16 protein-coding genes are annotated in these 22,739 nt (G+C 76.0%); 9 read left to right on the plus strand and 7 right to left on the minus strand.

Annotated elements, in window-relative coordinates; genetic code table 11:
- Positions 1-15: 15 nt before the first annotated feature.
- The 5 genes from Q0840_RS00885 to Q0840_RS00905 all read right to left on the minus strand — a co-directional run bounded on the left by Q0840_RS00885 (position 16) and on the right by Q0840_RS00905 (position 10,534).
- On the minus strand, positions 16-1,455 hold the full coding sequence (locus Q0840_RS00885) for an NAD(P)/FAD-dependent oxidoreductase (RefSeq protein ID WP_298454944.1): 1,440 nt from the start codon (positions 1,453-1,455) through the stop codon (positions 16-18).
- 102 nt (positions 1,456-1,557) lie between these two features.
- Entirely contained in the window at positions 1,558-4,071 is a 2,514-nt protein-coding gene (locus Q0840_RS00890) for a hypothetical protein (RefSeq protein ID WP_298454947.1), read from the minus strand.
- Positions 4,072-4,401: 330 nt separating this feature from the next.
- On the minus strand, positions 4,402-6,477 hold the full coding sequence (locus Q0840_RS00895) for a fibronectin type III domain-containing protein (protein WP_298454949.1): 2,076 nt from the start codon (positions 6,475-6,477) through the stop codon (positions 4,402-4,404).
- Positions 6,478-6,711: 234 nt separating this feature from the next.
- On the minus strand, positions 6,712-8,922 hold the full coding sequence (locus tag Q0840_RS00900; RefSeq protein ID WP_298454952.1) for an amidase family protein: 2,211 nt from the start codon (positions 8,920-8,922) through the stop codon (positions 6,712-6,714).
- 106 nt (positions 8,923-9,028) lie between these two features.
- On the minus strand, positions 9,029-10,534 hold the full coding sequence (locus tag Q0840_RS00905) for a nitrate/nitrite transporter (RefSeq protein WP_298454955.1): 1,506 nt from the start codon (positions 10,532-10,534) through the stop codon (positions 9,029-9,031).
- A gap of 188 nt (positions 10,535-10,722) precedes the next feature.
- Between Q0840_RS00905 and Q0840_RS00910 the strand changes: the two genes are divergently transcribed.
- Positions 10,723-11,832 carry an S-(hydroxymethyl)mycothiol dehydrogenase gene (locus Q0840_RS00910; protein WP_298454958.1) on the plus strand — a complete coding sequence of 370 codons (1,110 nt, stop codon included), beginning with the start codon at positions 10,723-10,725 and terminating at the stop codon, positions 11,830-11,832.
- Positions 11,829-12,470, plus strand: a complete 642-nt coding sequence (locus Q0840_RS00915; protein ID WP_298454961.1) for an MBL fold metallo-hydrolase — start codon at positions 11,829-11,831, stop codon at positions 12,468-12,470. The genes Q0840_RS00910 and Q0840_RS00915 overlap by 4 nt, the downstream gene beginning before the upstream one ends.
- A gap of 7 nt (positions 12,471-12,477) precedes the next feature.
- Here the strand turns inward: Q0840_RS00915 and Q0840_RS00920 are convergent, their stop codons facing one another.
- Positions 12,478-14,331 carry a hypothetical protein gene (locus Q0840_RS00920; RefSeq protein ID WP_298454965.1) on the minus strand — a complete coding sequence of 618 codons (1,854 nt, stop codon included), beginning with the start codon at positions 14,329-14,331 and terminating at the stop codon, positions 12,478-12,480.
- A 356-nt stretch (positions 14,332-14,687) separates the two neighbouring features.
- Here Q0840_RS00920 and Q0840_RS00925 point away from each other — a divergent pair, with 356 nt between their 5' ends.
- The 7 genes from Q0840_RS00925 (at position 14,688) to murJ (ending at position 21,499) form a co-directional block, all read left to right on the plus strand.
- Positions 14,688-16,178 carry a SulP family inorganic anion transporter gene (locus tag Q0840_RS00925; protein ID WP_298455513.1) on the plus strand — a complete coding sequence of 497 codons (1,491 nt, stop codon included), beginning with the start codon at positions 14,688-14,690 and terminating at the stop codon, positions 16,176-16,178.
- Positions 16,178-16,711 (plus strand): MarR family winged helix-turn-helix transcriptional regulator, encoded by a 534-nt coding sequence (locus Q0840_RS00930; RefSeq protein WP_298454967.1) that lies wholly within the window; start codon positions 16,178-16,180, stop codon positions 16,709-16,711. Before Q0840_RS00925 ends, Q0840_RS00930 begins: the two co-directional genes overlap by 1 nt.
- Before the next feature lie 56 nt (positions 16,712-16,767).
- Positions 16,768-17,589: a DUF4397 domain-containing protein gene (locus tag Q0840_RS00935; protein WP_298454969.1), complete on the plus strand. Its 822-nt coding sequence runs from the start codon at positions 16,768-16,770 to the stop codon at positions 17,587-17,589.
- A gap of 174 nt (positions 17,590-17,763) precedes the next feature.
- On the plus strand, positions 17,764-18,447 hold the full coding sequence (locus tag Q0840_RS00940) for a class F sortase (protein ID WP_298454972.1): 684 nt from the start codon (positions 17,764-17,766) through the stop codon (positions 18,445-18,447).
- 80 nt (positions 18,448-18,527) lie between these two features.
- Positions 18,528-19,103: an RNA polymerase sigma factor gene (locus tag Q0840_RS00945; RefSeq protein ID WP_298454974.1), complete on the plus strand. Its 576-nt coding sequence runs from the start codon at positions 18,528-18,530 to the stop codon at positions 19,101-19,103.
- On the plus strand, positions 19,087-19,926 hold the full coding sequence (locus tag Q0840_RS00950; RefSeq protein ID WP_298454978.1) for an anti-sigma factor: 840 nt from the start codon (positions 19,087-19,089) through the stop codon (positions 19,924-19,926). Before Q0840_RS00945 ends, Q0840_RS00950 begins: the two co-directional genes overlap by 17 nt.
- Positions 19,927-19,984: 58 nt before the next feature.
- A complete protein-coding gene (gene murJ, locus Q0840_RS00955; RefSeq protein ID WP_298454981.1) occupies positions 19,985-21,499 on the plus strand; it encodes a murein biosynthesis integral membrane protein MurJ in 1,515 nt (504 codons plus the stop codon).
- Between the two features lie 15 nt (positions 21,500-21,514).
- Here murJ and Q0840_RS00960 read toward each other — a convergent pair whose 3' ends face one another.
- Positions 21,515-22,714, minus strand: a complete 1,200-nt coding sequence (locus tag Q0840_RS00960) for a hypothetical protein (protein ID WP_298454983.1) — start codon at positions 22,712-22,714, stop codon at positions 21,515-21,517.
- Positions 22,715-22,739: the final 25 nt, after the last annotated feature.

Genomic DNA, 22,739 nt, shown 5'->3' on the forward strand with positions numbered 1-22,739 from the left:
CTCGCGCGGCCGGCGTCAGCGGGACGCCGGCTGCGCGAGCAGCTGCCGGGCCGCCACCCCGATGACCGCGCTGTAGGTGGGGTAGGCGAACTCGACCCGCGCGAGCGTGGCGACGTCGACCCCGGCGGCCATGGCGGTGGTGACCGCCTGGATCACCTCGACCGCGTTCTCCCCGACCGCGTGCGCGCCGAGCAGCAGCTCGCGTCGCCGGTCGGCGACGAGCTTGAGGAACCCGCGCGGGCGGTCGTCGATCAGCGGCCGCTCCATGCTGTCGTACGGCACGTGCGCGACCAGGCACTCGCGGTCGCGGTCGCGGGCCTCGTCCTCGGTGAGCCCCACGCCGGCGTAGTCGGGGTCGGTGAACCCGCCGGACGGGAGCAGGTGGTGCGGGCTGCGCTGGGTCGCACCGAGCACCGCGTTGCGGGCCGCGGCCTCCGCCTCGACGTGCGCCGCCTGGACGAGCATCGCCTGACCGTTCGCGTCGCCCGCGGCGAAGATGTGCCCGACGTCGGTGCGCAGGTACTCGTCGACGGGGATCCGTCCGCGTTCCGCGGTCACGCCGGCGGCCTCCAGGCCCAGCCCCTCCACCGACGCCGGCCATCCGGCGGCCATGATGACCGCGTCGAACCGTGCGGTGGTCGCGCCCCCGTCCCCGCCCGTGTCCTCGGCGGCTCGCTGCCCGGCGTCCGCGGGCGGCATGCGCCAGGTGAGGTCGATGCCGCCGTCGTCGGCTCGAGCCAGCGCCACCACGCGCGGCACCGAGGTCAGCACGCGCACGCCCTGCTCGACGAACGCCCGCTCGACCTCCGCGGAGACGGCAGCGTCGGCGGGCGCCAGGATGCGCGGGGCGACCTCGAGCAGGGTCACCTCGCTGCCGAAGGCGTTGAAGATGGTCACGAGCTGGGCGCCGGTGTTGCCCGCGCCGATGATCGCGACCCGCCGCGGCAGCTCGGCCAGGCCCAGCACCTCCTCCGGCAGGGTCGCGAGCTCGGCCCCGGGGACGGGCAGCCGGCGGGAGTGGCCGCCCACGCACAGGATCACCGACTGCGCACGGATCCGGCGGCCCGTGCCGGCCAGCTCGACCTCGTGCGGGCTCACGAACCGCGCACGGCCCTCGAGCAGCAGCTCCACGCCCGCGTCGGCGAACCGCTCCGGGTCGGACTTGGCCGCCTGGACGCGGTCCACGGTGGACCGCACCCGGGCCACCGTGGTGGACCAGTCGATCGCCTGCTCGGCGACGGTGATCCCGTAGGCGTGCGCGGCGCGGACCTCGCGCATCAGCCGGGCGGTCTTGGCGAGCACCCGGGTGGGGACGCAGCCGGTGTTGACGCAGGTCCCGCCGGTGCGTTCGGCGTCGACGACGACGACTCGGGCGCCGAGCTCGGCGGCGCGCAGGGCGGCGGACGTGCCGGCGGGGCCGGCACCGATCACGAGGACGTCAGGGGTGTCGGTCACGCGCACACTCTGGTGCCTGGTCGGTCCGTGCGCGCCCCGACGTGGCGCTGCCCCCACCCACCGTCGCCGGTGGGTGGGGGCTCGGGCCGCCGGGCGTGGACGTCAGTCGACGGTGACGAACCCGTCGCTGGTCACGGTCGCGCGCCCGCGGGTGCCCTCGACCACGACCGTGATCGTGTGCGTGCCGACCTCGTCCCACCCGTGGGTGAACACCACGTCGCGGTGGCTCTTGGTCGGCGCGCCCAGGTCGACCGTCGCCTGCAGGACGTCGTCGACGTAGACGTGGGCCCGGCCGTGGTCGGGGGCCTTCATGGCGACCCAGGCGACGCTGCGGCCGGTGAACGTGTGGCTCATCGACGCCCCGCCGCGGTTGGTCCGCAGGGCGGAGCCGTCCAGCAGCGCCGACCCGCCGACGGTCCACCAGTAGCTGGCCCGGGACGCCTGGGTGTCCGGGACCAGCGTGACCGTCCGGGTCGCCGAGGCCGAGGCGGTGTTGCCCGCGGCGTCGTCCGCGGCCACCGCCACGGTGCTCGGGCCGGCCGGCACGTCGAGGTCCGTCGCGGTGGCCGTCGCGCCGAGCTCCGCGCTCGCCGGGGAGGTGAGGCGGACCGCGTCCACGGCCACGTCGTCGGTCACCGACCAGCGGGCGGTGACCGGGACCACGCCCGACGTGGACACCGCGCCGGGACGCAGGTCCAGCAGCGGGGTCCCGGCGAAGACGGGAGCGGTGACGTCCAGGACGGTCGCCGTCCGGCAGCCGAAGGACGTGTCGGTGCCGGAGCCGACGTTCACCGCCGTCACGCAGACCTCGTGGCTGCCGACGGGCAGGGACACCACGGTGTCGAACCCGGCCGACGCGCTCAGGTCGCCGAACACCGCACGCACGTCCGGCCGTGACGCGTCGGCGGTGACCCGGGTGGTCGTCCCGGCCACGGTGACGTCCACCGCGATCGGCCCGGTGGTGTCACGGTCCGCGGCCCAGCCGCGCACCCGCAGACCGCCGGGCACCGGCGCCAGGCTGTCGAAGCTCCCCACCGGCGACACCTCGGGTGGCACGACCGGCGCCGGGTCCGGGGCTGCGAGGGTGCCGTTCGTGGTCGTCGCCCCGGTCAGGGCGACGTAGGAGTCCGTCCCGCCCGGCGCCCTGGTCCCGGTGACCCGCACGGTGAGGCTGTGCGGTCCCGCGGTCAGCTCCGGGGTGGTGAAGAAGGTGTCGGTGGTGCCCGGGTTGCGGTACTGGCTGACCATCACCTCCGGGCCGCCGTCGACGCTGACCGCCGCCATGCCCTTGTTGGTGCCCAGGATGCCCTGCAGCGAGACGCTGCCGCCGCCCTCGCCGACCTGCGCGGTGATCGACGCCGTGCGCCCGGCCACCTTCGTGTAGTGCTCACCGCGCGCGGTGGACACCGACCAGGCGCCGACGTACCCGAACGCCGTGTGGTCGACCGACGACGGCTGGGGCGCCGGTGCCGGTGCGGGGACGGGTTCGGGGGCGGGTTCGGGGGCGGGGGCGGGTGCGGGCGTCGCCGCGGGTGCGGTCGCCGGGGTCGCGGCGGGTTCCGGCGCGAGGTCGACCGAGGTCGGCACGGACGTCGTCGGCGGGACCGCGTCGACGTCGGCGGACGACCGGTAGCCGGGCGAGACGTAGTCCACCCCCGCCGTGCCGACCGGGACGAACTCACCCTGTGCCGGGCTGCCGATGTTGACCGACGGCCACGCCTCGGAGCCGGGCAGGGTGCCCTTGGGCCACAGGAACCCGTCCCGCCAGGACGGATCCTTCGGGGCCACCCACACGTCCCGGACCGTCAGGGGCCAGCCGAGGCCGTCGCGCCACATCAGGTACCCGCTGGTGGGGGTGCCGTGCAGGTCGACCCGCCGCAGGTCGAACAGCTCGGGCTCGACGGGATCGGCCCACTGCTGGGTCGGCAGCATGAAGAAGCCCTGGTACTCGGTGTGCCCGGTCAACCCGTCCACGAGCAGCTGCCGGGGCCCCGCCCAGCTCTGCAGCACGTCGGCGTGCGCACCGGACTGCGACCCGTGGGCGGTGTCCACCCGGATGTTCTGCAGCTGCACCCGGGCACCGTAGATCTGGCCGAGGTTGATGCCGTCCTCGAGGCCCGGACCGGTGATGCGCAGGCCCTCGACGTGGACGGTGCCGCGCTGGTTGTGCAGGTACAGGCCGCGACCGGCGTGCGTCGTCCCGGCGATCGCCTCCTCGGGGAGCTCGATCTGACCGCCGATGAGCACGACGTTGCGCCCGCCGTGGATCTGCAGCCCGTTGATCGCCACCAGCGGGGTGTCGGGCATCTGGATGATGTAGTCGCGCGTCGGGTCGAGCTTGAGGTTCCGGTTGGCGACGCTGACGCTGACCGTCGTGGGGTTCGTCAGCTCCGGCGGGGCGAAGCTGAGCGGCTGCGTGGCGGCAGCGTCGGCGGGGGCGGCGGCGTCGGCGGTGGACGCGGCCGCGGGGCCCACGGCGGGCGTCGTGACGGCCGCGGCGAGCGCCAGGGCGGCGCCCGCGGCCCACCGCGCCGAGGCTCGGCGCCGGCGGGTGGTGGCGCCGTGGGTGCCCGCCGCCGGGTCGGCGGCGGGCGGGCGGACGGGTCGAGCGAACATGGTGGGGGTCCTTGCGGTCGAGGTGAGGTTCGCTCCCCACATCGATCCGGTCCCCGCCCCGCCCAGGCCCGACCCGGACGCTCACCCGTCTGCCCTGGCCCGGTCACCGCCACGGCCCAGTCCCCGCTCATCCGGACGAGTGCGTCTGCGTCCGACCCCTCACGAGCGGCGCGCAGGGTGAGCACCGCCTGCACCCGCCGGGCCGGGCGCGCGTCCCGTGCCGCACCCGGTCGCGTCGGGGCGCCGGCCCGCCGCGTCCCGGCGGGACCGGGAACGACGACGGGGGAGGTCACCGGCGGACCGGCGACCTCCCCCGTCAGCGGTCGGACGTCAGCCCAGGCGGCGACGCATCCGCACCAGGGCGGCCCCGGCCGCCACCAGGAGCACCTGCAGCCCGACGAGGGCTGCGGCGTCGCTGCCGGTGGACGCGAGCGTCCGCGTCGACGTGGCCGCCGACGTCGTGGCCGCCGAGCCGCCGGCCGAGGCGGGAGCCGACGCGCTGACCGGCGCGCTGACCGGCGCGCTGACCGGCTCGCCGACGACCGGCTCGTCGACCGGCCCGTCGGTGTCCAGCGGCGACGGCACGAGGTCCTCGACGACCGTGAAGCCCAGGTCGCCCCAGACACCCGACGCCCCGCCGGTCGCCCGGATGCGGTAGTCACCCGCGGCCAGCTCGGGCAGGACGGCGGTGACGGTCGCGCGGCCCTCGTCGTCGGCCACCCCGGTGCCGAGCAGCACGTCGCCCGGGTGCAGGTAGAAGGCCACCGTCTCGCCCGGCTGGAACCCGCCGGCGGTGAGCGTCGCGGAGTCGCCGTCGACCGGGGTGGCGGTGACGTCGGCGGTGGGCTCGTCACCGTCGGCGACCGGCTCGCCGGCCACGGTCACGGTCACGGTCGTCTCGCCGGCGAGGACCTCGTCGGTCGCCGGGGTGCTCACCACGAGCCGGTGCGTGCCGGGCTCCAGGACCGGCAGGACGATCGTGAACGGCCCGCTCGGGGGCACGTCGACGGTGACGAGCACGTCGTCGCCCCGGCGCACCGTGAGCGTCGTGGGCCGCTTGCCCGCGGGCAGGTCGACGGTCAGCACGGTCGGGGTGCCGACGGGGGTCCGGACGTCCTCGGGCAGGTCCACCGGGACCTCCACCGGGACCGGCGCGACCACGAGGGGCTGCTCGGCCGAGTCGACCTGCTGGTACAGGCCCTGCGTCGACGAGCCGGAGTAGTGCGCGAGCACGGTCCAGCGACCCTCGGCCAGCGTGGGGAAGGTGGCCTGGGCGCGACCGTCCACCAGGACGGTGCTCTGCACGACGGCGGGCTCCCCGTCGCGGTAGGCGATCACCTGGATGCCTCCCTCGGGGGTGCCGTGGGCGCCGGTGGCCGCGACCTGCACGGTGAACGGCGAGCCGACGACGACCTTCGCCGGGGCGTCGATCGTGAGCCCCGGGAGGGCCGCGTCGATCCACAGCGAGGCGGTGGCCGACGACGGCCGGGCGGCCGGGCTGCCGTTGTACGTCGCGGTGAGGCCGACCTCGCCGGCGCGCACGGGCGCCAGGATCGTGGTCGAGGCGGCGCCGTCGAGGACCGCGAGGTCGACGGTCGCGTCCGAGCCGGCCATCGCCAGGGTGACCGTCCCCCCGGTGACGGGTCGCCCGGCGGCCTGGACGGTGACGGTCACGGGGACCTCGGCGCCGGGGGCCGCGTGCGCGGGGACGCCGAGCTGGACGGTGGCGACCGGCTGCAGGGGCGTGGCGGTCACCGAGGCGGTGGGGCTCGTGCCGGCCCTGTTCACGGCGGCCACGGAGAAGGTGTAGGGGGTCCCGTTGGCGAGCCCCTCGGCCACGTACCGGGTCCCCGTCACGGGAACGACCACGCCGCCCGGCTCACGTGTGACGACGTAGGTGACGGGCGCGCCGCCGTCGGACACCGGGGCCGCCCAGGCCAGGGCGACCGCGCCGTCCTCGGCCGTCGCGACGACGTCGCGCGGGGCCGACGGTGCGGTGGCCGGCGCGGTGTAGGTGACGTCTGCGTAGCCGTTCATGGTGTGGGTGCCGGCGGTGGGGTCCCACACCGGGACGTAGACGCAGCGCAGCCAGACGGAGTAGGTCCGGCTGGACAGGTCGCGACCCTCCAGGTCGAACGTGTACCGCGCGGCCGGTGCGTACCGCGTCTCGGAGCCGTTCACGGTGCCGATGGCGTAGCCGATCTGCCAGTTGTCGGGGTTCATGGGCAGCCGCTCGTCGCAGCCCCAGGAGACCTGGTTGCCGGCGACGGTGACGTCCCGGACGTCGGCGGCGGCGGGCAGCGCGGCGAGCGTCAGGCCGGCGCCGGTGAGCGTCAGGGTGGCGGTCGCGGCGGCGGCGCGGCGCGTGAAGGCGCGGCGGTGCCCGGTGGCGCGGGGATGGGTCACGGTGTCCTCTGGGTGGGGCGCGGGAACGGTCGCCGGGCGACCGGCTGCCCCTCGGGGGGGCGGCATCCCGACCATCGGCCGCTGGGCCGATCGTGTGAGCGGTCGGACGCCGGGCGGCCAGACCCCGGCTCGGCGCCCCGGCGCGCACGACGGCGGGGGACCGGCCGTCGGACCGGTCCCCCGCCGCCTCGTCACCGTGCGCCGACCCGTCGGGTCAGCGCGCCGGGTGCCGGCTCAGCCCTCGCTGCGGTGCAGGAACGCCGCGGTGGCCTGGCGGCTCACCGGCTCCGTCGGCCGGTAGGTGCCGTCGGAGTACCCCGTCGAGATCCCGGCGCCCGTCATCCAGCGGATCGCCGCGTCGAACGGCGACCCGGCCGGCACGTCGACCGGACCCGCCACCGGGGCCGGCTCGGGTGAGCCCTCGGTGCGCCACAGGAACGCCGCCATCGCCTGCCGGGAGACCGGCAGCGCCGAGCCGAACACCGGCTTGCCCGGCGCGGGGTACCCGCTGGCGAGGCCCTCGGCGGCCATCCACTCGATGGCCGCGTAGAAGGGGTGCGTGGCCGGGACGTCGGCGAAGGTCTGGGTTCCGTCGGCCGGGGTCCAGGTGGTACCCGACGCGCGGTAGAGGAACGCCGCCATGGCCTGCCGGGAGACGGCGTCGAGCGGGTAGAAGTACCGCCCGCCGTCGACGACGGTGCCGGTGGACAGCCCGTACTCGTACATCCACCGGATGTCGTCGGCGAAGACGTACTGCGGGGTGACGTCGAGGAACGGCTGGGCGTTGGGGTCGTCCGCGCAGGACGCGTCCCACTCGGTCGTCGGCGTGATGCTCGTGCACCGGAACGCCGACGGGTTGACCACCTCGGGCGGCAGCCACGCGTCCGCGGCCTGCTCGAAGTCGTACCCGAGCGCGAGCAGCGTCTGCTCGGACCAGGCGGTGCCGGTGAACACCACGGACGACGGTCGCCGGTTGGTCGGGGCGTAGCCGGCGGGGACGATCACCGACGGGTAGCCGGCCCGCGCCGCGAGCCCGGTGGTGCGCGAGTTCGACACGATCGCGTCCAGGTCGTCGCCGGCGAGCACGGTGTCGATGGCCGCGCGGGACTCCGTCAGTCCCTGCTGCAGGTTTGCCTCGTAGGTGGCGAGCTGCGCCGGGTCGGTGAGGTCGACGGCCTCGGACGCGACCAGCAGCGTCTGGCCGAACTTCAGCGCCTCCTCGGGGTGGGCGGCGTTGTACTCGACGATGTCGGTGAGGGTGTCCATCGGCGCGTCCTCGGGCAGCCGCGCGAGGTAGCTGTTGAGGTCCCGCTCGAACTCCTCGACCAGGATGCTGGGCGCCGTGGTGCCGCCCAGCGTGACCGGCACCAGGGTCGCGCCCTGCGCCTCGAGCGTCGCCAGCGCCTCGGTCCAGACGGCGTCGGTCGCATCCGTCTCGCCGGTCACGACGCCGAGCCGGGCGCCCTGCAGGGCGGTGTCGCTGAGCCCGGCGGTGAAGTCCACGCCGACGCTCGGGTTGGCCGCCGTCCACGGGTCCTCGGGGTCCACCCCGGTGATCGCGGTGAGCAGCGCCGCCGCGTCGTACACGCTGCGGACCATCGGTCCGGCGGTGTCCTGCGTCGCCGAGATGGGGACGACCCCCGTGCGAGGGACCAGCCCGACCGTGGGCTTCACCGCGGCCAGGGAGTTCGCCCGCGCCGGGCTGAGGATGGACCCGGAGGTCTCGGTGCCGATCGTCAGCGTCGCCAGGCCGGCCGCCGCGGCGGAGCCCGGACCGGAGCTGGACCCGCTGGGGCTCTGGCTCAGGTCGTAGGGGTTGAGCACCTGACCGCCGAGCGAGCTGTACCCCGCCGGCATGCCGCTGGTCATGAAGTTGGCGAACTCGGTCAGGTTGGCCTTGCCGAGGATGATCGCGCCGGCCTCACGCAGCCGGGCGATCAGCGGGGCGTCCGCGGCGGGGTAGGAGTCGGCGAGCGCGACGCTGCCCGCGGTGGTCGGCATGCCGGCGACGTCGATGTTGTCCTTGACGATGACGGTGACGCCGTGCAGCGGTCCGCGGACCGTCCCGGCGGCCCGCTCCGCGTCCAGGGCTGCCGCCTCCGCGAGCGCCTGCGGGTTCACCGCGAGCACCGAGTTCAGGTGCGGCCCGTTCGTGCTGAGGGCGTCGATCCGGGTCAGGTAGGCCCGGGTGAGCGAGACGGACGTGAAGTCCCCGGCGGTGAGGCCGGCCTGCACCTCGGGGACGCCGGCGGTGGCGAGGTCGATCGGGGCGTGCCACGCGTCGGCGACGGCGGTGGTCGAGTCCCCCGCCCCCGGGTCGGCGGTGCGGGCGGTCGGGGCCGCGGTCGCGGTGAGCGGGACGGTCGCGAGCGAGGCGGTGAGGACGGCGGCGAGCAGGCACGTGGTGCCTGCCCGCCGGGCGGACGTGGTCGAGCCGTGTGACATGGGTTCCCCTTGGTGGACGTGCACCGGGGCCGGCCCCCAGCGGCCGGTCCTGCGGTGCTCTCGCCCGCGACGTGCGGCGGCGCCGCCCGGACGGGTGAGGACGCGATCACAGCACCGCGGGGTTTCCGGCGATCGACCGGCCCGTGTCGGGGGTGTTGCGCGAGGAGCGGGGGGCACCGGCGTCGTCCCGGGTCCGCACCACCCGCGCCGACACGACCAGTCCGACCATCCCGACCACCCACACCACGCCGGCGCTGAGCAGGGCGACGCGGTAGTCGGCCAGCGGCAGGTCGACGCCGGCCGCGCCACCACCCCGCGCGTCGAGCACCAGCCCGACGCCGAGCATGGTGAGCAGGGCCGCGAGGAAGCCGCCGGCGTTGGCGACCCCGGTCGCCGTGCCCATCCGCTCCCGGGGGTTGTGGGCGCGGGCGATGTCCAGACCCACCAGCGACACCGGTCCGCCGACCGCGACCACCGCCATGAAGGCGGCGAGCGCACCGAGCGGCAACGGCTCGGCGGGCACCAGCAGGCCCGTCCACGCCGCACCGATCAGCACCGCGACCGCCGCCACCATCGCCAGCCGCCGCTCGGGGTGCCGGCCGCTCACCTGGCCGACGACGGGCCCGGCGACGATCGCCGCCACGACGCTCACGCTCAGCAGCGCGCTGGCCTCGACCGGGGTGCGTCCCTGCGCCGAGACGAGGAACGGGAAGGCCCACAGCAGCACCATCGCGTTCAGCGAGAACGCCGACACGAAGTGGACCCAGAAGCCGAGCCAGGTGCCCGGCTCGCGCAGGGTCGCGCCCAGCCGACCCGGCGGGCGCGGCGCTGCGGTGGTCGACGACCGGACGCCGTCCGCGGCGGGGCGCGCCCGGGTGGCCCCGGTCGGACCGGTCGGACCGCTCGGACCGCTGGGCTCGGCCAGCTGGGCGAGCTCGGCCAGCGGCAGCGTCTCCGCGCGCTCGGCCGACCGGCGTGGCATCCGGAACCGCCGGACGTCCGCGCGGCCGTGCTCGGGCGAGTCCCGCACCACCACGAGGACCGCGAGGACCGCCAGCACCCCCAGCACGGCGGTGGCCCCGAACGCCTGCGTCCACCCCAGCCGGTGCAGGGCCAGCACGAGCGGCACCGCGGCCAGCAGCTGGCCGAGCATCCCCAGGATGCCGGTCAGCTGCGTCGCCAGCGGCACCCGGCGCATCGAGAACCACGACGGCAGCAGGCGGATCACCGAGACGAAGGTGCACGCGTCGCCGGCCCCGATCAGCACCCGCGCGGCGATGGCGACCTCGGCCGTGGTCGCCATCGCGATCGCCGCCTGCCCGACGGCCATCAGCAGCGCACCGGCCGCGATGAGCCGCCGTGGTCCCACCCGGTCCAGCACGACGCCGACCGGCACCTGCAGACCGGAGTACACCACCAGCTGGACGACGACGACGGCGGCCAGCGTGGACGCCCCGGTGCCGAACCGCTCGGACGCCTCGAGCCCGGCCACGCCGAAGGAGGACCGGTGCAGCACCGCGACGACGTAGGCCGCGACCGCCGTCCCCCAGACCGCGAGCGCGTACCTCCGGGACGGCAGTCGCGCGGAGGGGGCGATCGGCGAGGACGTCACGATGGGCCATTCTCCCGTGCCCGCGACGTCGTCGCTCCGGCGGTGCTCCGTCCGCCGGGTCGTTACCGTGACCACGGCGACCGCCCACCCCGGCGGCCCGACCACAGCGGCCCAGCCCGCCGGGCCGCGAGCACCACCCCCGTCCCCGAGCACCGAGCACCGAGCACCGAGCACCGAGGAGCAGACACATGCCGCACACCGTCCAGGGGATCGTCTCCCGCGCGAAGGGGGCGCCCGTCGAGCTGGTGGACATCGTGGTGCCCGACCCCGGCCCGGGTGAGGCCGTCGTCGACGTGCAGGCGTGCGGGGTGTGCCACACCGACCTGCACTACCGCGAGGGCGGCATCACCGACGACTACCCGTTCCTGCTCGGCCACGAGGCCGCCGGGGTCGTGTCGGCGGTGGGCGACGGCGTCACGCACGTCGCCGTCGGCGACACCGTGGTGCTCAACTGGCGCGCGGTGTGCGGGGAGTGCCGGGCCTGCAAGCGCGGCGAGCCGCGGTACTGCTTCAACACCCACAACGCCGCCCAGCCCATGACCCTGCCCGACGGCACCCCGCTGTCACCCGCGCTCGGGATCGGTGCGTTCTGCGAGAAGACGCTGGTGCACGCGGGCCAGTGCACCAAGGTCGACCCCGACGTCGACCCGGCCGTCGCGGGTCTGCTGGGCTGCGGGGTGATGGCCGGCCTCGGTGCGGCCGTGAACACCGCACCGGTGCGCCGCGGGCAGACCGTCGCGGTGATCGGGTGCGGCGGCGTCGGCTGCGCCGCCGTGGCCGGCGCGGTGCTCGCCGGAGCGCGGCGCGTCATCGCGATCGACCTCGACGAGAGCAAGCTGGCCCGGGCGCGCGACCTCGGCGCGACCCACACCGTGTGCTCCGCCGGCATGACCGAGGACGACGTCGTCGCGGCCATCCGGGCGCAGACCGACGGCGTGGGCGCGGACGTGGTCATCGACGCGGTCGGCCGCCCCGAGACCTGGCGGCAGGCGTTCTACGGCCGCGACCTCGCCGGGACGGTCGTGCTGGTCGGGGTGCCGACGCCGGACATGCAGCTCTCGGTGCCGCTGGCCGACGTGTTCGGCCGGGGCGGGGCGCTGAAGTCGTCCTGGTACGGCGACTGCCTGCCGGAGCGGGACTTCCCGGCGCTGCTCGAGCTGTACGCGCGCGGGCGGCTGCCGCTGGACGCGTTCGTCTCCGAGCGCATCGGCCTGGGCGACGTCGAGGAGGCCTTCGCCACGATGCAGCGCGGCGAGGTGCTGCGCTCGGTGGTCGTGCTGGACGGGGACCGGGCGTGAGCGCCCGCGTCGACCACCTGGTCACGTCCGGGACGTTCAGCCTGGACGGGCAGACCTTTGACGTCGACAACAACGTGTGGCTCGTCGGTGACGACCACGAGTGCGTGGTGGTCGACGCCCCGCACGACGCCGACGTCATCGCCGCGGCGGTCGCCGGCCGGCGGCTGCTGGCCGTGGTCGCGACGCACGCGCACGACGACCACGTGCGCCAGGCGCCCGCGCTCGCCGCGCGGTTCGGCGCGCCCGTGCTGCTGCACCCGGCCGACCGGCCGGTGTGGGAGCTGACCCACCGTCCGCAGGACGGCGCGCCGGCCCCGACCACCGACCTCGCCGACGGCCAGGTGATCTCCGTCGCCGGCACCGAGCTGCACGTGCTGCACACGCCCGGGCACAGCCCCGGCTCGGTGTGCCTGTACGCGCCGGGGCTGGACACGGTGTTCACCGGGGACACCCTGTTCGCCGGTGGTCCGGGCGCGACCGGGCGGTCGTTCTCGGACTTCCCCACCATCGTGAGGTCGATCCGGACCCGGCTGCTGACGCTGCCCGCCGAGACGCGGGTCCTGACCGGGCACGGCGACTCGACCACCATCGGGGACGAGGCGCCGCACCTGCAGGAGTGGATCGACCGGGGCCACTGAGGGCCGGTCAGGCGGGGACGTCGACCTCGCGGCACGCCACCGGGTGACCGGCGCGGCTGGCGGTGTCGACGGCCTCGACGCAGACCGTGTGCCGCCCGGGGGCGACCGACCGGGTGTGGGCGAACCCGTGCCGGTCCCCGCGGCGGAACACCGCGCCGACGTCGGGGCGGGACAGGTCGGACCGCACGGCGGCCACGACGCCGTCCACGGACACCCGCACGTCGGTCGGGTCGAGGCTGTCGGGGTCCAGCGCCCACCCGGACACCGACACCTGCCCGGGCGCGGCCCGCACGCTGTCCACGAACCCGAACGGTGCCTCGTTCGGCACCGTGACGTCCCGGCAGCCCAGCAGCGTGTCCGGGCCCACGCCGGTGTTGAGCGCGGACACGCACACCCGGTGGGTGCCCGGGGGCAGGCTCGCGGTGTGCCGGAACCCGCGCCGGTCGGTGGTGCCCAGCGCCGCGGCGACGTCCGGGCGGGACCGGTCGGCCATGATCCACGCAGCCGCGCCGCCCACCTCGACCCGGATCCGGGTCGGGTCGCTGCTGTCGGGGTCCAGGCTCCAGCCGGCGACCGTCACCCCGACCGACGACGGCGTCGCGCCGTCGAGGTGACCGATCGGCGGCGCGCTCTGCACCGCGACACCCACGGAGCGGCAGGCGAGCCGCGCGGGCGCGCCGGACTCGGTGTCCACGCCGTCCACGCACAGCTCGTGCAGACCCGGCGCGAGCGGCGTCGAGACCGTGAAGCCGTGCCGGTCCCCGCGACCGAGCACCGCCTGCACGTCGGGCCGCAGGTCCTGCGCCGGCAGCTGCGCGACGACGGCGCCGTCCACCAGGACGCGCACGTCGCTCGGCGCGGTCGTGTCGGGGTCCAGCGTCCAGCCGGTGACCGTCGCCGACGACGCGGTGCTTTCGACCGTGTCGACGTGCCCGACCGGCGCGGCGTTGGCCACGGCGACCGTGCGGCAGCCGAGCGTGGTGAACCCGACCCCGCTGGAGTCGATCGCGTACACGCACACCTCGTGCGGGCCGGGTTCCTGGCCGGGGAACGTGACCGCGAACCCGTGCCGGTCCCCGCGACCGTGCACCGCGGCGACGTCGGGCCGGGACAGGTCGGCGTGCTGGGCCACGCCCGCGCCGTCGACGTACACGTGCACGTCCGTCGACGCGCTGGTGTCCGGGTCCAGCGCCCAGCCCTGGACGGTCACGGACCGGCCCTCGGTCGACACCCCGTCGAGGTAGCCGATCGGCTTCTGGGCGGTCAGCGAGCCGGTCCACCAGGAGGTCCGCATGTGCGCGCCGTTCCAGCTCAACGACACGTGCACGTGGTCGGTGTGCGGGACCGCGCCGTTGTACGGCCGCCAGCCGGTGGACATCGCCGTGGACGCCGTCCAGATCCGGCGGTCCCAGATGACGTACATGACCCCGAGCCGCCGGGCGTTGTAGCCGGGCTTGCCGTCCGGCCCGGCGGCGGTCAGCCACGTGGTGAACGCGTCGCCCGCGGCCTTCTCGGCCGGACGGTCGGTGCGCAGTCCCCAGTCGAACGCGCGCCCCTCCTTGTGCTCGCTCTGCCCACCGGTGCTGCAGCTGCGGCTGATGCCGGTGTCGCGACCGATCCGGTAGAAGTCCATCGCGAGCCGCAGCACCGCCCGCGCCCCCGGCTTGGCCGTCGGGTCGCAGGTGGTCTGGCCGACGTACGGCGCGAAGGGGTCGACCGGCGACGGAGCCGGCACGGTCGCCGTCGGGCCGTCCGGCCCGGCCGCCTCGGCGGCAGGCAGCAGCACGCCGGTCAGCAGCGCCGCGAGGACGACCAGGACGGCGGTACGGGCACGGCGGGGAGTTCTGCCGCAGGAGCGCATGAGTGTCCAAGCGAACGGGGTCAGGTGGCCCCGTCATGATCGGCCACCCGACCCGGGCCGTGAGCAGTGCGTCCGGACAGGGTCGCGACGGGCACCCGGCCGCAAATCGACATGTACGTTAGAGTCGATTCAGACCGCCGGTCGCCGCGCGCGATGGCGCGACGGACGGGCCGCCCCTCTGACCGCGCACCGTTGCGGACCCCACCTGCCGACCCGATCGGGCCGCGGCCCGCCGCCGGTCGACCGGTCGGCTGCGCCCGCCCAGCTGAACGGACCACCACGTGCCCCACGCCACCCCAGCCGCCACGCCCGCCACCGACCCCCGCACGCCGACGGCCACCCGGCCGTCGCCGGCCGTGCCGGAGGCCGACGAGGCCCACTCCGTGCTGGCGGCGCTGCGCTCGCCGGCCCGCCTGCGCACCGAGGTGCTCGCGGGGCTGGTGGTGGCCCTGGCGCTCATCCCGGAGGCCATCGCGTTCTCCGTCATCGCCGGCGTGGACCCGCGGCTGGGCCTGTTCGCGTCCTTCACCATGGCGGTGTCCATCGCCGTCCTCGGTGGTCGCCCGGCGATGATCTCCGCGGCGACCGGCGCCATCGCGCTCGTCGTCGCGCCGGTGGCCCGCGAGTACGGGACCGACTACCTCATCGCGACGGTGATCCTCGGCGGCGTCATCCAGGTCGTGCTCGGGGTGGCGGGCGTGGCCCGGCTGATGCGGTTCATCCCGCGGTCGGTCATGGTCGGCTTCGTCAACGCGCTGGCCATCCTGATCTTCCTGTCGCAGGTCCCGCACCTGACCGGGGTGCCGCTGCTGGTGTACCCGCTGGTCGCCGCCGGCATCGCGGTGATCGTGCTGCTGCCCCGGCTGACCCGCGTCGTCCCGGCGCCCCTGGTGGCGATCGTCCTGCTCACCGCCGCGGCGGTCCTGGCCGCCCTCGACGTCCCCACCGTGGGTGACGAGGGTGCGCTGCCGGACAGCCTGCCGGCGCTGTTCCTCCCCGACGTGCCGCTGACGCTCGCGACCCTGCAGATCATCGCCCCGTTCGCCCTGGCGATGGCGCTCGTCGGCATCCTGGAGTCGCTGCTGACCGCCAAGCTCGTCGACGACGTCACCGACACCCACTCCGACAAGACCCGGGAGGCCTGGGGGCAGGGCGGCGCCAACATCATCACCGGCTTCTTCGGCGGCATGGGCGGCTGCGCGATGATCGGCCAGACGATGATCAACGTGAAGGCGTCCGGCGCCCGCACCCGGATCTCGACCTTCCTCGCCGGGGTCTTCCTGCTGGGCCTGGTCGTCGGCCTCGGCGACGTCGTCGCGATCATCCCCATGGCCGCCCTGGTCGCGGTGATGATCATGGTCGCCGTCGGCACCGTCGACTGGCACTCGGTCCGGCCTGCCACCCTGGCGCGCATGCCGCGCTCGGAGACGGCCGTGATGCTCTCCACGGTCGTGGTCACCGTCGCCACCCACAACCTCGCCTACGGCGTCGGGGTCGGCGTCCTGGTGGCCATGGTGCTGTTCGCCCGCCGCGTCGCCCACGTCACCACGGTGACCCGGCTGGCGGCGTCCGACGACGACACCCGGCGGGTCTACGTCGTCACCGGCGAGCTGTTCTTCGCCTCGTCCAACGACCTCGTGTACCAGTTCGACTACGCCGGCGACCCCGCCGACGTCGTCCTCGACATGACCGACGCCCACATCTGGGACGCGTCCACCGTGGCGACCCTGGACGCGATCACCACCAGGTACGCGGCCAAGGGCAAGACCGTCACGATCGTCGGGATGAACCCCGACAGCGCGCGCCGCCACGGGCGGCTCGCCGGCAGCCTCGCGGCCGGGCACTGATGACCGGTCCGTCCCCGGGCGCCCGCCCGGGCGCACGGACGGGCAACGACGCCGTCGACCGGGTGGAGGGCGCGCTCGGCAGCCTGCTGCGCCGGGCGCGGGCCGCATCGGCCGACGTCGCCGCCCGGGCGCACCCGACCCTGGACCCCGGTGCCTACCTCCTGCTCGCTCAGGTCGCACGCTCCCCCGAGGTCCGCGTCAGCGACCTGGCGGCCCACGTCGGCGTGGGGAGCGCGACCATCTCCCGCCAGGTCACGCGCCTGGAGGCCGACGGCATGCTGATGCGGCGCCCCCACCGGGCCGACCCCCGGTCCCGGGTCATCGAGCTGACCGCGCAGGGACGCGAGCAGCTCACCCGCTCCCAGGACGCCCGCCGCACCCTGCTGCGGGCCGCGCTGGCGTCCTGGCCGGGGGACCAGCAGGAGGAGCTGGCCGCCGTGCTGCACCGGCTGAACGTGACCCTGCACGACGACGCGGGTGCCCGCGGAACTGCTCGGCCGACGCTGCATCCGGACGCACCCCTCGCGCCGTAGTGGTGGGTGTCAGGCAGTTCCGGTGCCGATCCCGGCACGACCCAGGAGGAACCACCATGCACACTCGTCTCATCGCCGGCGGCGCAGCCGGACTCGCCCTCGCCCTCACCACCGCGGTGCCCGCCACCGCGGACAACCACGAGGCCATGCTGTCCGTGCTGCACGGCGTCCCCGACCTGACCGTCGACGTGTACGTCAACGGCGAGCGGACGCTGGACGACTTCGCCCCGGGCGACCTCGCCGGGCCGCTCGAGCTCGCGCCCGGCACGTACAGCGTCGCGATCACCGCTGCGGACGCCGCCGACGCCTCGGCCCCCGCCATCGGCCCCGTCGACCTCACCCTGGTCGGTGGCGAGAACTACACCGCCGTCGCGCACCTGGACGCCGCGGGCGCGCCGACCGCGACCCTGTTCACGAACGACACCTCGACCACCGCCGCGGGCCAGGGCCGGCTCACGGTGAGGCACACCGCCGCCGCTCCCGCGGTCGACGTGCTCGCCGGCGGCAGCCCCGTGATCACGAACCTGACCAACCCCGAGGAGGAGGTGCTCAACCTGCCGGCCGGCACCGTCTCCGCGGCCGTGGCCGCGACCGGCACCACCGACCCGGTCATCGGGCCGGCCGACGTGCCGGTCCGCGAGGGCGTCAACACGATCGTCTACGCGTGGGGCAGCCTCGAGGCCGGGAACCTGCAGCTCGCCATCCAGGACATCGAGGGCCTGCACTCCGCACCCTCCGGCGTCCCGTCCGGTGAGCTCGGCCTCGCGAGCGACCCCGCACCCGCGACCGGCTGGCTGATCGGCGCGGCCCTCCTCCTCGCCGCCGGCGGGACCCTCGTGGCCTCCCGGCGCACCCCGGCGCGCGTCTCGCGCGACTGAGCCGGCACGGGGCCGCGGCGCCCATCCCGCCCGCCCCGGGCGCCGCGCCCCGCTGCCATGTCCCCCGGCGACCGTCCGGACCGGACACGCCGGCGGACCGGGCACCACCCCGAGCACCATCCGCAGCACCCGACGGCCGGACCGCCCGGCCCGTCCACGACCAGGAGGACCGCCGTGCCGCACCGCACCCGCCGGCGTCGCCGGGCACCGCACCGGGCGGCGACCGCCGTCCTGGTCGCGGTGCTGGCGGCGTCGGCCGGGTGCAGCACGGCGGAGCCGGTCACCACGCCGACGTCGCCGTCGGCGGCCGCCGCCCCGGCCCGACCGGCGCCGGCACCCGAGCCCGCCGTCCCCGACGTGCCGGTGCGCAGCTCAGGCCTGGACGCGGCCGTCGTCCCGTCGGTCGTGCCGCCGGTCGGCCTGGCGGTCCCCGCCCTGGACATCACCCTCCCGCTGGACCCGGTCGGCGTCACCGACGACGGCCAGATGGAGATCCCGCCGCTCGCCGAGCGCGGCGGCTGGTACCGCTTCGGCGCGTCCCCGGCCGACGCGTCGGGCACCGCCGTGGTGGCGGCGCACGTCGACTCGGTCGCGTCCGCCGGGCTCGGCCCGTTCGCCCGGCTGCCCGACGCCGCGGTCGGGGACGTGGTCGACGTGACGCTGGCGGACGGCTCGACCCGGCAGTACACGGTGGTCGACGTCGCGCGGCAGGCCAAGCCCGAGGTCGCCTGGGCCGACGTCTTCACCCGCGGCGGGCCGCACCGGCTCGTGCTGGTCACCTGCGGTGGTACGTTCCAGCGCGACGTGGGCCACTACTCGGACAACGTCATCGTGACGGCGGAACCCGTCGGTGCGTGATGTCTGTCCGTGCGGCGACCGCCGTGCCTGCCCCCCGCGTCGTGCCCGCCACCCGGTCGAGGAGGCCCGTCCTGACACCCGTGCCGCGCGCCACCGCGCTCGACACCCCCGACACCTGGCCCGACCACGCCGTCGGCCAGGCGTTCCGTGCGGGCGACGAGCAGGCGATGGCCGAGGCCTACCGCCGGTGGTCCCCGCTGGTGCACACCCTCGCCCTGCGCTCGCTGCACGACGTCGGCGACGCGGAGGACGTCACGCAGCAGGTGTACGTCAACGCCTGGCGTGGTCGGTCCGGCTTCGACCCGGACCGCTCGCCGCTGCCGGCGTGGCTGGTCGGGGTCGCCCGCAACGCGATCGCCGACGTGCACGCCCGCCGCGCCCGGGAGCGTCGTGACACCCTGGCGGTCGCCACGACGGCCGGCCCGGCCCCCGAGCCGGTGACCGCGGCCCTCGCCGAGCGCCTGACGGTGGTGGACGAGCTGGGCCGGCTCGGTGAACCGCAGCGCACCATCGTGGCGATGGCGTTCTACGAGGACCTGACCCACGACCAGATCTCCGCCCGGCTGGGCCTGCCGCTGGGCACGGTCAAGAGCCACATCAGACGTAGCCTGCTGCGTTTGCGAGACCGGTTGGAGGTGGATGGTGGAGCACAGTGACGAGGACGTCCTCGCGCTGGCCGCGCTCGGCGAGCCCGTGCCGGACGCCGACCGGTCCCACCTCGACCGCTGCCCGCGCTGCGCGGCCGAGGTCGCCGCGCTGTCCCGCGTCGTGACGGTCGGCCGGTCGGTGACGCCTGCCGACGCGCTCGTGGCTCCGGCTCCCGCGGTGTGGGACCGCATCCGGGCGGAGCTGGACCTGCCCGGCGCGGGGTCGACGACGTCCGCGGCCGCACCGTCGGCCGCACCGTCGCCCGGGCCGGCGGCCGCACCGTCCGCCGCGTCGTCTGCGGCGCCCTCCGCTGCGCGGTCCGCCGTACCGGCGGGTGACGTGCCGGCGGGTGACGTGCCGGCGGGCGACGTGGCCCCGGTCGTGCCGCTGCGCCGCCGCCGGGTCGCGCCGTGGGTGGCTGCGGCCGCGGCCTGCGGCGTCGTCCTGGGCGGCGCCGGCGGCGCGTGGTGGGCGAGCCGCGACGACGTCACCCCGCCCGACGTGGTCGCCGAGGCCGCGCTGGAGCCGCTGCCCGGCTGGTCCTCCAGCGGGGACGCCCGGGTGGAGGTGACGGCGGACGGCGTCCGCGAGCTGGTCGTGACGCTGCGCGGGGACGGCGCGGACGACGGCTACCACGAGGTGTGGCTCATCGACCGGGACGTCACCCGCCTGGTGAGCCTGGGGGTGCTGACGGGGACCGAGGGTCGGTTCACCGTCCCGACCGGCCTGGACCTGGACGAGTTCCCGGTGGTCGACGTGTCCGACGAGCCCCTGGACGGCGACCCCGCCCACTCCGGCGACAGCATCATCCGCGGCGTCCTGGGCGCGTGACCGCGCCCGGTGACCGCTGACGTGCGCGGTCGTGGCTAGGCCGCGCCGACGACCGGGCGTGGCCCGGGCCGCGGTCGTGGTCACCGGCTTCACCGCGGTCTCGACGCTGCTCGGGTTCGGCCGCGACGTCGTCATCGGCGCCGTCTTCGGCGCCGGCGCGGGACTGGACGCGTACCTGGTCGCGCAGGGGCTGATGAACGTCGTCCTGGCGCTGATCGCCGGGGCGATGGCCCGCTCGGTCACCCCGGTCACCGCCCGCGAGGCGGCCGCGGAGACCGACGGCTGCGCCGGTCACCGCGGCTTCGAGGTCGCGCTGACCGTTACGGTCGCGGTGCTGGGGGTCGGCGCGGTGCTGATGGGGATCTTCGTCGGCCCGGTCACCGCGGTGCTCGCCCCCGGCTTCGACGGCGAGCAGGCCGAGCTGGTCCGCTCCCTGACCCGGGTGGTCCTGCTGGCGACCGTCCTCATCGCGGGCACGAACCTGCTCGCCGCACTCGCCCAGGCCCACGGGCGGTTCGGGTGGTCGTCGCTCGAGGGCGTCCCGTTCAACCTGGTGATGATCACGGCCGCGGGCGTGTTCGGCCCCCGCTACGGCGTCACCGCGCTCGCGGTCGGGTTCGTGGTCGGGTCCGGTGCCCGGCTGCTGCTGCAGCTGGTGCCGGTGCGGTCCCTGGGGGCGCCGGTGCGGCCGCGCTGGGCGGTGCGCGACCCCGCGTTCCGCGAGATCGCCCGGCTCGCGCCGCCGATGATGGTCGGCACCGCCCTGGCCAACGTGAACACGCTCGTCGACCGCGCGTTCGCCTCCACGCTGGCCGACGGGAGCATCACCGCGCTGTCCTTCGGCTGGCGGCTGGTGAACCTGCCCGAGGTCCTGCTCGTCGCGTCCGTGCTGGTGCCCCTCTACCCCGCGCTCAGCGCCGCGGCGGACGACCCGGCCGAGCTGCGCCGGCTGGTCGGTCGCGGGCTGTCGCTCACCGTCACGCTCCTCGTCCCGATCTGCCTCGTGCTGGCGCTGGTGGCGGAGCCGCTGGTCGAGATCGCCTTCGGTCACGGCGCCTTCTCCGCCGACGACATCGCGCTGACCGCCACCGCGGTCGCGTGGTTCGCCCCGGGCCTGCTCGCGCTGGGCTGCCGGCAGGTCGTGGTCCGCGCCTCGTACGCCGTCGGGGACTCCCGCGCGCCGGTGACGGTGGCGGTCGGTGCCGTCGCGCTCAACGTGCTCGGGGACGTGCTGCTGGTCGGCGTGATGGGGCTGAGCGGGATCGCGCTGGCCACCAGCGTCTCGCTGGTCGCCGCCGCGGTGCTCAACGGCGTCGTGCTGCACCGCCGCCACCGCGCCCTGCCCGGCCGCGACGTCCGGGACCTCCTGGTCCGCGCCGGGGCACTGGCCGTCGTGGTCGGGCTCGCGGGCCTCGGTGTCCGCGAGCTCGCCGCAGGGCTGCCGCCGCTGCTCACCGTGACCGCCGTCGCGACGGTCGTGCTCGGTGGTCACGTGCTCGGGCTGGTGCTGCTGCGGGCACCCGAGCGTCGGCTGCCCGCCGAGATGCTGCGGGCGGCACGGCGCCGGTCGTGACCGCGGGACCGCGGCTCAGCGCGCGGACTGCTCCGACCGGAGGCCCGACACCGCTCGCCCCGCGACCGGGCCCCTGCGGGACGCCGGCCGCAGCCGGCCCGACGCGAGGTACCAGGCCGGCGCGGGGTCGCGCAGGTCCCACACGCTGTGCCGCGCACCGTGCGCCCACCGCATCGTGTCGACCAGGTCGGCGACGACGCCGCCGCGACGCTCGGTCCGGGCACGGCGCACGTCCCCGGCGATCCACGAGTAGCGCAGCCCGGGCGCACCCTCGGGCAGCGACCCCACCGGCTCGCCGACCGCCGCCCGCGCCCACAGGTCCACCAGGCCGGGGCTCGCGGCGTCGGCGAGCGCGAGCGACCCGTAGAACCGACCGTTGAGGTCGGTCAGGTGCGGGACGCCGTCGTCGCCGGTGAGGAACTGCAGCTCGACCAGACCGTGCCACCCCAGCCGGCCCAGCAGCCTCTCGGCACGCGCGCGCAGGCTCGGGTCGACCGGGACCGTCGTGGCGCGCGCGGAGGCTCCGTACGGCGTCGGCCACAACCGGGGGCTGACCTGCTGCACGCAGCCGTGCAGCCGCCCCTCGTGGAACACCCCCACGAGGGCGCCCAGGCCGCCGCGGACCGGCGTCTGCAGCACGGGCTGCCCGCCGGCGCGGCGGATCCGCTCGACCTGCTCCCGCGCGGCGCGTGCGTCGGGGAACAGCCGGGCGTCGATCCGGTGCGGCCGGGTCTGCCCGGGTGCCCAGTGTGTCCGGCACTTGACGACGACCGGGCCGTCCCACGCCGCGAGGGCCGCGTCGTCGGCCGCCTCGGTGTGCGGGGCGGCGAGACCGGACCGGTGCGCGAGCTCGGTCAGGGCGACCTTGTCCAGCGCGGCCTGGGCGACCTCGACCGGCGGGTGCGCGATGCGGGCACCGATCGCGTCCCGGTAGGTGGCCAGCGCCGCCATCCAGTCGTCCCCGCCGCCGAACACCAGGTCGTAGCCCCCGTCGGCCACCGCGGCGCGGACCCCCGCGACGAAGGCGGCGCCGTCGCCGCGGGGCCGCGGGACCACGTGCCGCGCCGAGCACGCGTTGGACGCGCCCGGCATCCCGCCACCCTCGGGGGTGCCGATGCCGACGTGCCACCCCGAGCGCCGCAGCGCCCGGGCACCCGCCAGCGCTCCCCGGTCACGGCCGGTGCTGACGATCAGGGCACGCCGTCGCTCGACCACGCGGCGGACGCTAGCAGCCGACCGG

Source organism: uncultured Cellulomonas sp., assembly GCF_947494015.1.
Taxonomy (GTDB): domain Bacteria; phylum Actinomycetota; class Actinomycetes; order Actinomycetales; family Cellulomonadaceae; genus Pengzhenrongella.